Below are 12,717 nucleotides of genomic sequence, written 5' to 3'. Positions count from 1 at the left end.
AGATGACGACCACCACGTTCCAGATGCTCGTGGGTGGGCAATCGGTCCCGGCCGCGTCGGGCGCGACCTATGCCTCGCTCAACCCGGCAACGGGCGAGGTGTGGTCGACGCTTCCGGACGGCGATGCCGCGGATGTCGATCACGCGGTGCGCGTCGCCGATGCCGCCTTCCGTTCGACCGCATGGCGCGGGCTTACCGCCAGCGCGCGCGGCAAGCTCCTCCGGCGTCTCGGCGACCTGGTTGCCGAGAACGCGGGCGAACTCGCCGAACTCGAGACCCGGGACAATGGGAAGCTCATCCGCGAGACGCGCGGACAGCTCGCCTATCTCCCCGAATTCTTTCATTACGCAGCAGGCCTGGCCGACAAGCTCGAGGGCAGCACGCTGCCGATCGACAAGGCGGACATGTTCGCGTTCACCATCCACGAGCCGCTCGGCGTGGTCGCCGCGATCGTGCCATGGAACAGCCCGCTCTATCTGACCGCGATCAAGCTCGCGCCCGCGCTCGCGGCAGGCAATACGCTGGTCATCAAGCCCTCCGAGCACGCATCGGCCAGCATCCTGCGCTTTGCCGAACTGGTCGCACTGGCCGGCTTCCCCGATGGCGTCGTCAACGTCGTGACGGGGTTCGGCGCGGGCGCGGGCGCGGCACTGACGCGTCATCCGCTGGTTCGTCGCGTCGCGTTCACCGGCGGCGCCGCGACCGCACGCCATGTCGTGCGCGCAACGGCGGAGAATTTCGCAAAGCTGTCGCTCGAACTCGGTGGCAAGTCGGCGAACATCGTCTTCGATGACGCGGACCTGGAAGGCGCGGTCAATGGTGCCGTCGCGGGGATCTATGCCGCCTCGGGCCAGAGCTGCGTCGCAGGGTCGCGTTTGCTCGTGCAGGCCGGCATCTATGACAGGTTCGTCGCCGCGTTGCGCGAACGGATCGCGCGCATCTCGATCGGCGATCCGCTCGATCCGTCGTCGGACATGGGACCGATGGCGACGGAGCAGCAACTCGGTATCGTCGAGACGATGGTCGCGAGGGCGCGCGAGCAGGGCGTGACGGTGCTCGCCGGTGGCAAGCGGCCCGCGGCGCAGTCCGGATGGTATTACGAGCCGACGCTGCTCGAATGCGGGTCGGCGGATCTCGACATCGTGCAGAACGAGGTGTTCGGACCAGTGGCCGCGATCATGCGCTTCAGCGACGAGGACGACGCGATCCGCCTTGCCAACGGAACCGACTATGCGCTGGCCGCCGGCGTCTGGACGCGCGACCTCGCACGCGGCCACCGGATGGCGCGCGATGTCCATGCGGGCATCGTGTGGGTCAACACCTACCGCGCGGTGTCGGCGATGGCGCCGATCGGGGGCTATGGCGCCAGCGGCTATGGCCGCGAGGGCGGTATCCACGCCGTCCTCGATTACACCGAACTCAAGACCGTCTGGGTCAACCTGTCGGATCAACCGATGGGCGACCCGTTCGTGATGCGCTGAAGGAGAGAGACATGACAGACCATTCGATCGATCCCGCCCAGTTTCGCACGGCGATGGCCGGCTTCCCCAGCGGCGTGACCGTCGTCACGACGCTGGATCCCGATGGCGCGATCGCCGGGTTTACCGCCAGCGCATTCACTTCGCTGTCGCTCGACCCGGCACTGGTGCTGGTGTGCCCCGCGTTGACATCGGCGACCTACCCGCATCTCCTCAGCCGGCAGAGCTTCGCCATCCATATCCTCGCGGCCGGACAGCAGGATCTCGCCATGGCCTTCGCGTCGAAGGGGACCGAGAAGGTCGCCGCGCTCGACTGGACGTTGAGCGAGCTCGGCAATCCCGTGCTGCCGGACGTCGCCTGCGTCATCGAATGCACGCTGTGGCGCGACTATGACGGTGGCGATCATGCGATCGTCATCGGCGCGGTCCGGCGTATCGCGCTGACCGAGCGCCCCGTGCTGATCTATCACAGGGGCAGCATGGCCGATCATCCCGCACCGGTGCTGGAAGCCGCATGACGGTGCGCACGCTTCATCCGTTTCGCGACCATGCGCTGATCGACGGCACGTGGATCGCGGCGACGGGGCAGGGAAGTCCCGTCCACGATCCCGCCACGGGCGACGTCATCGCGACCGTTCCGCATCTCGGGCGCGAGGATACCGAACGCGCGATCGCCGCCGCCGAGCGCGCGCTGGTCGACTGGCGCGCGCGCCCCGCCATGGAGCGCGCGGATATCCTCATGCGCTGGTACGCGCTGATGCACGACCACCGCGATGCGCTTGCGCAGATCCTCACCGCGGAACAGGGCAAGCCGCTCGCCGAAGCGGCGGGGGAAATCGTCTACGCCGCGAGCTTCCTGCGCTGGTACGCGGAAGAGGCGCGGCGCGTCGATGGCGAGATCATCCCGGCGCCAAAGGCCAGCCAGCGCATCCTCGTCTGGCACGAACCCGTCGGCGTGACCGCGGCGATCACGCCGTGGAACTTCCCCGCGGCGATGATCACGCGCAAGGTCGGGCCGGCGCTCGCGGCCGGGTGTACGATGATCCTCAAGCCCGCGCCCGAGACGCCGCTCACCGCGCTGGCGCTCGCGGCACTCGCCGAAGAGGCCGGGGTGCCGGCGGGGGTCTTCAATGTCGTCACGGGCGATGCTGCCGCGATCGGCGGTGCGCTGATGGACAGCGCGGTGGTGCGCAAGCTGTCGTTCACCGGGTCGACGCCGGTCGGCCGGATGCTGTTCGCGCAGGCGGCGCCGACGCTGAAACGACTGTCGCTCGAACTTGGCGGGAATGCACCGTTCATCGTCTTCGATGATGCCGATCTCGAGGCCGCGGTCGAGGGTGCGATGCTCGGGAAGTTCCGCAACGCCGGCCAGACCTGCGTCTGCGTCAACCGCTTCCTCGTTCAGGATTCGGTCCATGATCGCTTCGTTGAACGGCTGCGCGAGCGGATGGCGGACCTCGTCGTCGGCCGTGGCACCGATCCGCGCAGCACGATCGGGCCGCTGATCAACGAGCGCGCGGTGGTCAAGGTGGACGACCATGTCGCCGATGCGGTACGCCGTGGCGGTCGTCTGGTGACGGGCGGGACGCGGGGGGAAGGGCTGTTCTATCCCCCCACGCTGATCGCGGACGTGCCGGCCGGTTCGGTGATCGCGCGCGAGGAGACGTTCGGTCCGCTCGCGGGCGTCATCCGGTTCGCCGACGAAGCCGAAGCGATCCGCCTCGCGAACGATACCGAATTCGGCCTCGCCGCCTACGCCTATACCCGCGACATCGGCCGCGCGATGCGCGTCGCAGCGGCGCTCGACTATGGCATGGTCGGGCTGAACGAGGCGGCGATCTCGACCGAGGTCGCGCCGTTCGGCGGGATCAAGGCGTCGGGACAGGGGCGCGAGGGTTCGCGCCACGGCATCGCCGAATATCTCGAGCTGAAATATGTCATGATGGGCGGGCTGTAGAGGCGCCGTCCGGAACAGCGCAGGGGCGGGGATACGTGACAGGTGCGCAACCCCGCACCTGTCACGATGCCAGGCTTTGCGCGTCAGGCTTCCCCGTCGATCTCCGCAAACACTTCGCGGGCCAGGCGAAAGCTGTCGACCCCGGCGGGGACGCCGACATAGACCGCGATCTGGAGCAGGATCTCGCGAAGCTCCTCGCGCGTCACGCCGTTCGCGAGCGCGCCACGGATGTGCGCCTTGAACTCGTGCCCGCGGTTGAGCGCGGCGATCATGCCGAGGTTGAGAATGCTGCGGCTGCGGCGATCGAGCCCCGGCCTGTTCCAGATATGGTCCCAGCAATATTCGGTCGTCAGTTCCTGCATCGGCCAGTTGAAGTCGTCCGCCGCGGAAAGCGCCTTGTCGACATACGCATCGCCGAGCACTTCGCGTCTGGTGGCCAGGCCACGGTCGAAAGCCGCGCTGGTAGTCCGCTCGATCGTCATTCTGACAGTCCTTCCACGATGAGTATCTCGACCTCGGCCGCGCCCGTCCGGGCCGCGCGCGCGGCGCCGTATTCGGGCGATGCATGACAGGCGAGCGCCGCCGCCATGCTCTCGAACTCGATGACGACGTTGCGCTGGCGGGGCGGGGGCCCCTCCAGCGCAACCGCGCTGCCGCCGCGCGACAGCAGCTTGCCGCCATTGGCGATCAGCGCGGCCGGGCCAAGCGCCATGTAGGTGGCATAGGCATCGGCGTCCGTGACGTCGACGCGCGCGATCCAATAGGCCTTGGGCATCACGCGAAGGCCGGCGCCACCTGATCGATGAACCGGCGGATCGAGTCGCGCTTTTCCTCGAACGACATCGTGTTGTCGAGCCAGATGCTGTATTCGTCGACCCCCAGGGCTTCATACGTCTTGAGGCGGGCAATGACCTCTTCGGGTGTGCCGATCATGATGTTCTGGCGCAGCTGCTCGGGCACGAAGTCGGGGAACCGTTCGGCGTCGAGCGGCGCGATGTCGTGGTGGAAGCCATTGACCGGGGGCTTCTTGTTGCTCGCCCAGGCGCCGTAATTCCGGAAGAACAGCGAGATGGCCTCGGCGGCGCGCTGACCGTCCGCGTCGCTGGACTGAACATGCGCGTGCTGGAGGATCATCAACTGGGGCCGCGGTACGTCGGGACTGGCGGCGCAGGCCTCGTCGAACTTGCGCGCGAGATCCTTCACCTCGTCGTCGTTCTTGAACAACGGCGTCGCCATCACGCTGCAACCGTTCGCAACCGCGAACTTGTGCGAGTCGGGATCGCGCGCGGCGATCCAGATGGGCGGCGTCGGCGTCTGGACGGGCTTGGGCACGCTGGTCGACACCGGGAACTGCCAGATCTCGCCGTCATGTGCGTAATCGCCCTCCCACAGCTTGCGGATCACGGGCACCATCTCGCGCAGATATTTTCCGCCGTCATTGGCCGACACGCCGTTCAGCATGCGGTCGAACTCGAACTGGTAGGCGCCCCGCGCCAGACCGATTTCCGCGCGGCCGTTGCTGATGACGTCGAGCATCGCCGCTTCGCCCGCCATGCGGATCGGGTGCCAGAAGGGAGCGATGAACGTACCCGCGCCGAGCCGGATGTTCTTGGTCCGCTCCGCCACCGCAGCCAGCAGCGGGATCGGGTTGGGCGAGATCGTGTATTCCATCGAATGATGCTCGCCGATCCACACTTTGTGGAGCCCGCCTTCTTCCGCGAGGTCGCAGAGCGCGAGCAGGTCTTCGTAAAGCTGACGGTGCGAGATCGCCTCGTCGTAGCGTTCCATATGCAGGAAGAGCGAGAACTTCATCCGTCGATCCTTTCCTCAGGGGCATGATTGAACCCCTATGTTTTTTGACTTGCATCAATCCTTAGCAGGACATACCGTCTGATGGTATACCAAAAATGATAAGAGGACTTGCTGACCATGGCAACCCCGGGAGAGGCGCCAGCCGCCACCATTGAAGCCAACAGCATCGGCTTCGTGCCGCTCGACGAGCGACATGGACGCGTGCGCGACCTGTTCACCTTGTGGTTCACCACGAACATCGCGCCACTGCCCGTCGTGACCGGTGCGATGGCGATCCAGGTCTTTGGCCTTTCGCTGGGCTGGAGCATCTCCGCGATCATCCTCGGGCATCTGGTCGGCGCGCTGGTGCTGGCGGCATGCTCCGCTCAAGGGCCGCAGATGGGCCTGGCGCAGATGATCCAGAGCCGGGGGCAGTTCGGCCGCTATGGCGCGCTGCTCGTCGTGACGTTTGCGACGTTGCTGTATGTCGGCTTCTTCACCTCGAACATTGTGCTCGCAGCGAAGTCGGTGCACGCGCTGGTGCCGGGGATCGGGCTTCCGATCGGTGCGGTGCTGTCCGCCGCGGCCGCGGCGGGGATCGGGATCCTCGGCTATAACGTCATCCACCTGCTCAACCGGGTGGGCATGTGGTTCATGGGCCTCGGCCTGCTCTATGCCGCGTTCAGGCTGACCGAGGGCCTTTCGTCCGAAATCGTCTGGCGCGGCGGGTTTACGATGGCGGGCTGGTTCGCGATGTTCTCGCTGGGGGCGGTGTGGCACATCTCCTATGCCTGCTACACGTCGGATTATTCGCGCTATCTGCCGCCGAGCGTCGGAATCCGGGGGCCGTTCCTCGCCAGCTTCGCCGGCGCTGCGCTGGGCGCGGCCGCGTCGTTCATACTCGGCGCGATGGCGGTTGCCGGCGCCCCCGTCGGCGCGGATCCCATGACTCAGGTCAGTGGTGCGGTCGGTGCGCTCGCGCCGGTCCTGATGCTCCTCTTCATCTTCAACATCGTCAGCCACAACGCGCTCAATATCTACGGTGCCGTCCTGTCGCTCATCACCATGGCGCAGACGTTCGTGGCGTCGTGGATGCCGGGGCGAAGGGCGCGGATCGTGCTGTCCGTGATCGTGCTCGGTGGCTGTCTCGGCGTCGCGACGACGTCCGCCGACACGTTCGTGCCCCGGTTCATCGGCTTCGTCATCGGCCTGATGGTGGTGCTGGCGCCATGGGCGACGATCAACATCATCGACTTCTACGTCGTCCGGAAGGGCAGATACGACATCGCCTCGTTCTTCGAGGCGGATGGCGGCATTTACGGGCGCCTCAACGTCAGGGCGGCGATCGCCTATCTCGCGGGTATCGCTGTACAGCTGCCGTTCCTGAGTTCCGCCATCCACACGGGGCCGTTCGCGGCATCGATCGGCGGGATGGACATTGGCTGGCTGCTCGCGCCGATCGTGACCGGCGCGCTCTATCTCGGCCTCGGCGCGGGCAAGTCCGAACGTACAGCCGAAGTAGCCGCGCCCGCCATGGTGACGCCGCGATGACCGACGTCGCAAGCCGCCACTTCACCGACCCAGCCAGCAGGAGGGACGCCATGGCGCCCGACACGATGACCCGCCTACGTCCGAATTTCCTGTCCTCGCCGGAGGAGATCATCGAGGAGGCGCGGAACGGCCGGATGTTCATCCTCGTCGATGATGAGGATCGCGAGAATGAAGGCGACCTCATCATTCCCGCGCAGATGGCGACGCCGGAGAAGATCAACTTCATGGCGACCTACGGCCGGGGGCTGATCTGCCTTGCGATGACGCGCGACCGGGTCGATCAGCTCGGGCTTCAGCCGATGGCGCCGAAGAACGGCACGCGGCACGAGACCGCGTTCACCACCTCGGTCGAAGCGCGCGTGGGGGTCACCACGGGCATCTCCGCCAACGATCGCGCCCGAACGATTGCGGTGGCGATCGACTCCGCCAACGGCCCGAGCGAAATCGTCACGCCCGGCCATGTCTTTCCGCTGATCGCCCGCGATGGCGGCGTGCTGGTCCGCGCAGGCCATACCGAGGCCGCAGTCGATGTCGCGAGGCTGGCCGGGCTCAACCCCTCCGGCGTCATCTGCGAGATCATGAATGACGACGGCACGATGGCGCGGTTGAGCGACCTGATCGGTTTCTCGCAGCTTCACGGGCTCAAGGTCGGCACGATCCGCGATCTGATCGCGTATCGCCGTCGTCACGATCATCTCGTCGAGAAATGTACCGAGGTGACGTTCAACAGCCGATGGGGCGGCGAGTGGCGCGCGATCACCTATCGCAACCGCGCGACCGGCACCGAGCAGATCGCGCTGGTCAAGGGTGTGCTCGATCCCGAGCAGCCGACCCTGGTCCGGATGCACGCGATCTCGGCGCTGACCGACATCTTTGCCGGCGACGGACAGGGGATGGACGTGCTCGAGCGATCGATGCGGATGATCGCCGAAGAAGGGGCCGGCGTCGTCATCGCAATCAACCGGCAGCGGGACGATCGCTTCTCGATGGCGCTGAAGGCGCGCGCAGGGATCCTGTCGCCGTCGGACATGGAGGAGCTTCGCGACTATGGCGTGGGCGCGATGATCCTGACCGAGCTTGGCGTCGAGCGGATGATCCTCCTGACGAACACGCACCGAACGCTGGTGGCACTGTCGGGCTACGGCCTGGCGGTGGTGGGCGAGCGGAGCCTGATGCCGACCACCGCGACCTAGCGGCCGCCAGCCCGGTAATCCCGAAATCAGCGACGCGGAGGTCATCTCCGCGAAGGAGAACGCATGCCTTGGACACCGCCCGTTCCGATCGTCATCGAACAGCAATGCGTTCCCGGCGCGGCGTGCCCGCAGGGCGCCCCGTCACCGACCGGCAATGCGGATGAGGCGACGGCCGATGGCGGGGAGACCGCGTCGCCGCCAATTGCCAAGCCGGACGTCGCACCGCCTGCATCGCCGAAGAAAGGCCTGAAAGTCGGTGCGACGCTGCGGGGACGGTACGATCTCCGCTTCAACGACGCGGCCGCGAGCGGCGAGCCGCGAACGTCGAGCCATCTCTCGTTCGATACGCTGGCGCTGACGGCGGACTATACGTCCGACACGGTGTTCGGGTCGGCGCAATACCGGTTCCTCGGGGGCAATTTCATCTATGGCAAGCCGGCCGGGTACCGCGACTATCCGGGCGAGGTACGGTTCCTGATGTACGCCTATGGCGGCGTCAATCTGACCGAAGCTGACAGCCTGACCGCCGGCGTGCAGCCGGTCCCGTTCGACGACCGGTATTGGGGATCATCGATCCTCAACGACCTGGCGTTCGTCTATGGGTTCGAGGAGACGTATAATCTTGGCGTGAAATTCCGCCATGAGACACCCCGCTATCGCGTGGAGCTCGGCTTCTTCCCCGCCAGCGGACCGGCCGGTGCGGGGATCAGCTCGGACTCGTCACGCTATTCGACGAACATCGCCAGGGCCGACAGCTATGTGCCGGACGGCTCGCGCAACGACGAACGCAACATGCTGATCGGCAATGCCAGCTACACGCTGGCGGCGACCGCGGATGCGAAGCTCAGCGCCACGATCTCGGGCTGGTTCTCGACGATCCACAATTTCGATACGCGCGCGGACGGCAGCAAGCGTATCCTCGCGGCAAGCCTGACCGGGAGCAAAGGCGCATGGCATGCCAAGACGCTGGTCGCGCGGCAGGACATCGATCCGCGCAATCCGGGCCGCAACGACATAATCACCGTCGGCGGGTTCGATGCGTCGTACAACATCGCGACGAAAGGAACCTATATATTCGGCGAAATCGGCCGATCGATCGATACGGGGAGCCTGCCGTTCGACATTGCCCCCTATGTGAATTACGGCCGTTTCTTCAAGGATGCGCGCGGGTTCAGGGATAGCGAGCGGCTCGATATCGGGGCGGTCTGGTCGTCGAAGCGATCGAAGCGGATCAAGGTGTATTCGGAATTCCTGATCGGCCGGAATGACCCCTATGTCGGCGCCGGACAGTTCATATCCGGCGCGGCCCAGGGCGGTGACGGTCGCCTGAAGAAATCGGTGCTGGTGATCTTTGGATACTCGCTTTGACTACCGCGGCGCACGAGACGACTGCCATGGGCAAGTAACCGACGCTGCCCGCTAGACGGGGGCGTATGTCAGCCCCATCGCGCCGATCAGCTTGGCAAAATGCGCGAGCGCTTCCGGCGACGGGCCGGGATAGGGGCCTTCGCTTGGCGTGTCGCCGATATATCCCATGTCGGCCTTGCCTTCGGGCAGGCTGTAGAAGCCCAGCACGAACAGCTTGCGCAGCGTGTCCATGAACGCGACCGGCGCGGTCATGCTGGCTTTTGGGGCGGCGGTGCTCAGCACGTCGAGCATCGCGCCGCGTTGCTGCACGGTGATCGCGGCGAACGGCTGGCCGTGCAGCACGCTCGCCTGCGCGTCGAGCCAGCCGAGACCGGCGAGGATCTTCTGCCGGTCCGCCTGCTGGACCGGGTAGGGCGCGCTGATCCATTCGTCGATGAACGCACCGACCCCCAGCGCCCCGGCGCCCGGCGATACGGCATCGGCGGGGAGGATCATGTCGCCGAGCAGATCGACGACGCCGCGCTGTCCGCTGCTGAACGTCAGCGGCCAAGGCACCTTGGGTTCCATCAGGTTCGGATCGCGGCCATACCCCTTTGCCGGTGCGGCGGCGGGGACGGACGGCCAGTCCGCGACCGTGTCGAACGCCACCGCGGTCCCGCTGCCCGCCGGCACCGCGTCCGCGGGCGACCAGCGCGCGAGCGGGAGCAGCGCCGCGGTCATCATCCACTGCATCGTGGCGCGCCTCGAAAGCGTCATGCGAACGCTCCTGTCTTGATACGCTTGGCCAATCGCTCCGACGCGCGCAACGCCAGCGCGAGAATGGTCAGCGTCGGGTTCTTGTGGGCGCCGGACGCGAAGACCGCGCCGTCCATCAGCACCAGATTGTCGACCTCCCACGCGCGACCATAGCCGTCGACCACGGACGATCGCGGATCCGCTCCCATGCGCGCGGTCCCGAGCTCGTGGATGATCTCCCCGCCCGCGGTCATGATCTGCTCGGGCGGCAGATCGGGATCGAGGATCGTCGCGTTCATCCGCTTGAAGACGGCGTGCGCGGTGCGACGACCATGCGCGACCTGGTTGATCTCGTTCTGCGACCAGCGGAACGAAAAGCGCAGGACGGGGATGCCGAACCGGTCCTTCGTGACCGGATCGATCTCGCAGAACGTGTCCTTGTTGGGGATCATCTCGCCGCGCAGCGTGAGGGCGATCGTCGAGCCGGATGTGTTGCGGACCGCCGTCTTGAGCGCCGCACCCCATGCTCTCGGCAGGGCCTCGGCGGGCGGGACGCCGAACCGGCCGCCGATCTCGAAATGATAGCCACGCGCGAAGTCGAGCTCGCCGCGCTTCTGCTGCCCGTACAGCCAGAACGGGATGTAGATATGCTGACCGCCGATCCCGTCCTCGTTGTAACGGGGGCGACCCGCGAGTGCGGGAACATAGGCACGGAACGAGGCGCCGGTGGAATCGGTAAGGTTGCGCCCCAGCTCGCCCGACGCATTCGCCAGCCCGCGTCCGCGATCGCCCGAATTGAGCAACAGGCGCGTCGTCTCGCCGGTACCCGCGGCCAGCACCACGGCGCGCGCCTTGACCTGATGCCGCTGGCCGGTCTTGCGGTCGACATATTCGACGCCGGCGGCCTTGCCGGGCGTCGCCATCGTCACGCGCGATACCATCGCGTCGGTGATCGTCGTCAGCCGCCCGGTCGCCTTCGCCATCGGCAGGAAGGACGTCGTCGTCTGGAACATCGCGCCGATCGTGCAGCCGCGGGTGCACGGCGTGGCGTTGAAACACGCTTTGCGCGGCGCGACGGGGTCGGGCATGTCGCGCGTCAGAACCGCGGTGTGCGCCGAGCGTACGGGGATACCGAGGCTTTCCGCGGTCGCCTTGATCAGCATTTCGGGGACACGCGGCCGCGGCGGCGGCATCAGGCAGCCTGCGGGCGAATCCGGGTGGTTCTCGAGGTCGAGCCGGCCGCCGTTGACGCCGATCATGCGCTCGACACGATCATAGAAGGGCGCGACGTCGTCATAGCCGATCGGCCAGTCGACGCCGAGGCCGTCGCGCGAGAACGGCTTGAAATCATACGCGCCCCAGCGGGGAACGTGGCGGCCCCAATGGTTGGTGCGCCCCCCCAGCATCCGCGGGCGGTACCAGCGAAAATCGGAACCTTCGCGCATCGTGTAGGGCTCGCCGTCGATCTGCCAGCCACCGCCGACGGTCGCGTCGAAATAGCCGAACGGCTTGTCGGGCGTCGACGCGCCGCGCAGCGGGGCATCGCTTTCGGGGGCGAACATGTTCACCTCGGCCTGCGGGTCATAATCGCGCCCGGCCTCGAGCATCAGGCAGCGAAGCCCCGACTTGGTCAGGCTGAACGCGGCCATGCCGCCCGCCGCGCCAGAGCCGACGATGATCACGTCATAGGACGACTCGGTGGCGGCGGCGGCGAGGGGCGTCATGATCAGCCCGCTTTCGCGCTGGGGCCGATGCGGCGGATCTTGATGTTGCGGAACGCGACCGGCTCGCCGTGGTCCTGCAACGCGATCACGCCGTCCCCGAACGTGCCGAAGAACGGCATCTTGGCGAATTTCGATGCAGCGACCCGCTGGCGCCAGGCCTCGTCGCCATAGGAGGTGTCGGCGGTCGGCGTGCCGTTGAGCCATTGCCGGATACGACCCGGTTCGACGAGCAGGCGGGCGTGGTTCCACTGCCCGGCCGGGTGCGAGATGCCCGTTGGCGGGATCGTGATGTCATAGAGCGCACCCGCGTGATGCGACGGGATCTTGCCGTCGGGATGGCCGGCGTCGTCGAGGACCTGCATCTCGAGCCCGGTCTCGTAGACCTGCTTGGTTTCGGGCAGATTGCGCGCGAGATAGAGGACGCCGCTGTTGCCGCCGGCCTGGACCTTCCAGTCGAGCGTCAGTTCGAACGCACCGTATCGATCGGCGGTGACGAGATCGCCGCCGCTCATCTTGCCGCTGGTCGCGGTCAGTTCGAGCGCACCGTCGCGCACCTGCCATGCCGGCGACGGTGCGCCGCCCGAGAACGAGCCCCAGCCGTCGAGATTCCGACCGTCGAACAGCAGTTTCCATCCGGCCGACCGCTCGCGCGCGGTGAGTGTGTTCGCGGTGCCGTCCTTCGCGACAGCGACCGTCGATCCGGTCAATGCCAACATGGCCAGCGCTATGCATGCCGTCTTACGCATGAGTCTCTCCAAAGGATTGGTCCGTCGCCTTTGGATGTTGGCGCGGTACGATCAGGGGCACATGTTCCACGATAATAGGTCAGTAGAAAAGCCCTAAACGCGTCCGGCTGCGTCCAATGGGTGCGTGGTGGCGACGTTGCGAACGCGAATGGCGCAGTTGTCAGCAACGTGATC

The 12,717-nt window shown here is 66.6% G+C and carries 12 protein-coding genes; 6 read left to right on the top strand and 6 right to left on the bottom strand.

The window, feature by feature from the left end; all coding sequences use genetic code 11:
- Nucleotides 1–2: 2 nt before the first annotated feature.
- Genes ASE72_RS16395 through ASE72_RS16385 form a run of 3 tightly spaced genes read left to right on the top strand, consistent with a single transcriptional unit; the run spans nucleotide 3 to nucleotide 3,435 of the window.
- The gene (locus ASE72_RS16395) at nucleotides 3–1,481 is read left to right on the top strand and encodes an aldehyde dehydrogenase (protein WP_056023744.1); all 1,479 of its coding nucleotides are present in this window, start codon (nucleotides 3–5) and stop codon (nucleotides 1,479–1,481) included.
- Between the two features lie 11 nt (nucleotides 1,482–1,492).
- Nucleotides 1,493–1,996, top strand: coding sequence for a flavin reductase family protein (locus ASE72_RS16390; RefSeq protein WP_056023741.1), 504 nt, complete (start codon nucleotides 1,493–1,495; stop codon nucleotides 1,994–1,996).
- On the top strand, nucleotides 1,993–3,435 hold the full coding sequence (locus ASE72_RS16385) for an NAD-dependent succinate-semialdehyde dehydrogenase (RefSeq protein WP_056023738.1): 1,443 nt from the start codon (nucleotides 1,993–1,995) through the stop codon (nucleotides 3,433–3,435). Before ASE72_RS16390 ends, ASE72_RS16385 begins: the two co-directional genes overlap by 4 nt.
- An 83-nt stretch (nucleotides 3,436–3,518) precedes the next feature.
- Here the strand turns inward: ASE72_RS16385 and ASE72_RS16380 are convergent, their stop codons facing one another.
- Genes ASE72_RS16380 through ASE72_RS16370 form a run of 3 tightly spaced genes read right to left on the bottom strand, consistent with a single transcriptional unit; the run spans nucleotide 3,519 to nucleotide 5,247 of the window.
- Nucleotides 3,519–3,917 (bottom strand): carboxymuconolactone decarboxylase family protein, encoded by a 399-nt coding sequence (locus ASE72_RS16380; protein ID WP_056023735.1) that lies wholly within the window; start codon nucleotides 3,915–3,917, stop codon nucleotides 3,519–3,521.
- Nucleotides 3,914–4,210 carry a DUF1330 domain-containing protein gene (locus tag ASE72_RS16375; protein ID WP_056023732.1) on the bottom strand — a complete coding sequence of 99 codons (297 nt, stop codon included), beginning with the start codon at nucleotides 4,208–4,210 and terminating at the stop codon, nucleotides 3,914–3,916. The genes ASE72_RS16380 and ASE72_RS16375 overlap by 4 nt, the downstream gene beginning before the upstream one ends.
- Nucleotides 4,210–5,247 carry an LLM class flavin-dependent oxidoreductase gene (locus ASE72_RS16370; RefSeq protein WP_056023731.1) on the bottom strand — a complete coding sequence of 346 codons (1,038 nt, stop codon included), beginning with the start codon at nucleotides 5,245–5,247 and terminating at the stop codon, nucleotides 4,210–4,212. Before ASE72_RS16370 ends, ASE72_RS16375 begins: the two co-directional genes overlap by 1 nt.
- 117 nt (nucleotides 5,248–5,364) lie before the next feature.
- Here ASE72_RS16370 and ASE72_RS16365 point away from each other — a divergent pair, with 117 nt between their 5' ends.
- The 3 genes from ASE72_RS16365 (at nucleotide 5,365) to ASE72_RS16355 (ending at nucleotide 9,338) form a co-directional block, all read left to right on the top strand.
- A complete protein-coding gene (locus tag ASE72_RS16365; RefSeq protein ID WP_056023728.1) occupies nucleotides 5,365–6,777 on the top strand; it encodes a purine-cytosine permease family protein in 1,413 nt (470 codons plus the stop codon).
- Nucleotides 6,778–6,827: 50 nt separating this feature from the next.
- Nucleotides 6,828–7,970 carry a 3,4-dihydroxy-2-butanone-4-phosphate synthase gene (ribB, locus tag ASE72_RS16360; RefSeq protein ID WP_056023725.1) on the top strand — a complete coding sequence of 381 codons (1,143 nt, stop codon included), beginning with the start codon at nucleotides 6,828–6,830 and terminating at the stop codon, nucleotides 7,968–7,970.
- 63 nt (nucleotides 7,971–8,033) lie between these two features.
- Nucleotides 8,034–9,338: a hypothetical protein gene (locus ASE72_RS16355; RefSeq protein WP_056023722.1), complete on the top strand. Its 1,305-nt coding sequence runs from the start codon at nucleotides 8,034–8,036 to the stop codon at nucleotides 9,336–9,338.
- A gap of 51 nt (nucleotides 9,339–9,389) precedes the next feature.
- Here the strand turns inward: ASE72_RS16355 and ASE72_RS16350 are convergent, their stop codons facing one another.
- From ASE72_RS16350 to ASE72_RS16340, 3 genes are read right to left on the bottom strand one after another with little or no spacing between them, the layout of a single operon-like run.
- Nucleotides 9,390–10,094 (bottom strand): gluconate 2-dehydrogenase subunit 3 family protein, encoded by a 705-nt coding sequence (locus ASE72_RS16350; RefSeq protein WP_056023719.1) that lies wholly within the window; start codon nucleotides 10,092–10,094, stop codon nucleotides 9,390–9,392.
- Nucleotides 10,091–11,797, bottom strand: coding sequence for a GMC family oxidoreductase (locus ASE72_RS16345; RefSeq protein ID WP_056023716.1), 1,707 nt, complete (start codon nucleotides 11,795–11,797; stop codon nucleotides 10,091–10,093). The genes ASE72_RS16350 and ASE72_RS16345 overlap by 4 nt, the downstream gene beginning before the upstream one ends.
- A gap of 2 nt (nucleotides 11,798–11,799) precedes the next feature.
- Entirely contained in the window at nucleotides 11,800–12,543 is a 744-nt protein-coding gene (locus ASE72_RS16340) for a 3-keto-disaccharide hydrolase (RefSeq protein WP_056023713.1), read from the bottom strand.
- Nucleotides 12,544–12,717 lie beyond the last annotated feature (174 nt).

Source organism: Sphingomonas sp. Leaf20 (assembly GCF_001421535.1).
GTDB lineage: Bacteria > Pseudomonadota > Alphaproteobacteria > Sphingomonadales > Sphingomonadaceae > Sphingomonas.
Note: the sequence above shows the minus strand (reverse complement) of the source record. Positions and strands in the feature narration are given on the sequence as shown.

What these genes read in the sequence shown, in the direction of transcription:
- ASE72_RS16340 (WP_056023713.1), bottom strand. Translation starts at nt 12,543, where the DNA reads ATGCGTAAGACGGCATGCATAGCGCTGGCCATGTTGGCATTGACCGGA.
- ribB (WP_056023725.1), top strand. Translation starts at nt 6,828, where the DNA reads ATGGCGCCCGACACGATGACCCGCCTACGTCCGAATTTCCTGTCCTCG.
- ASE72_RS16385 (WP_056023738.1), top strand. Translation starts at nt 1,993, where the DNA reads ATGACGGTGCGCACGCTTCATCCGTTTCGCGACCATGCGCTGATCGAC.
- ASE72_RS16370 (WP_056023731.1), bottom strand. Translation starts at nt 5,247, where the DNA reads ATGAAGTTCTCGCTCTTCCTGCATATGGAACGCTACGACGAGGCGATC.
- ASE72_RS16390 (WP_056023741.1), top strand. Translation starts at nt 1,493, where the DNA reads ATGACAGACCATTCGATCGATCCCGCCCAGTTTCGCACGGCGATGGCC.
- ASE72_RS16365 (WP_056023728.1), top strand. Translation starts at nt 5,365, where the DNA reads ATGGCAACCCCGGGAGAGGCGCCAGCCGCCACCATTGAAGCCAACAGC.
- ASE72_RS16345 (WP_056023716.1), bottom strand. Translation starts at nt 11,797, where the DNA reads ATGACGCCCCTCGCCGCCGCCGCCACCGAGTCGTCCTATGACGTGATC.
- ASE72_RS16380 (WP_056023735.1), bottom strand. Translation starts at nt 3,917, where the DNA reads ATGACGATCGAGCGGACTACCAGCGCGGCTTTCGACCGTGGCCTGGCC.
- ASE72_RS16350 (WP_056023719.1), bottom strand. Translation starts at nt 10,094, where the DNA reads ATGACGCTTTCGAGGCGCGCCACGATGCAGTGGATGATGACCGCGGCG.
- ASE72_RS16355 (WP_056023722.1), top strand. Translation starts at nt 8,034, where the DNA reads ATGCCTTGGACACCGCCCGTTCCGATCGTCATCGAACAGCAATGCGTT.
- ASE72_RS16395 (WP_056023744.1), top strand. Translation starts at nt 3, where the DNA reads ATGACGACCACCACGTTCCAGATGCTCGTGGGTGGGCAATCGGTCCCG.
- ASE72_RS16375 (WP_056023732.1), bottom strand. Translation starts at nt 4,210, where the DNA reads ATGCCCAAGGCCTATTGGATCGCGCGCGTCGACGTCACGGACGCCGAT.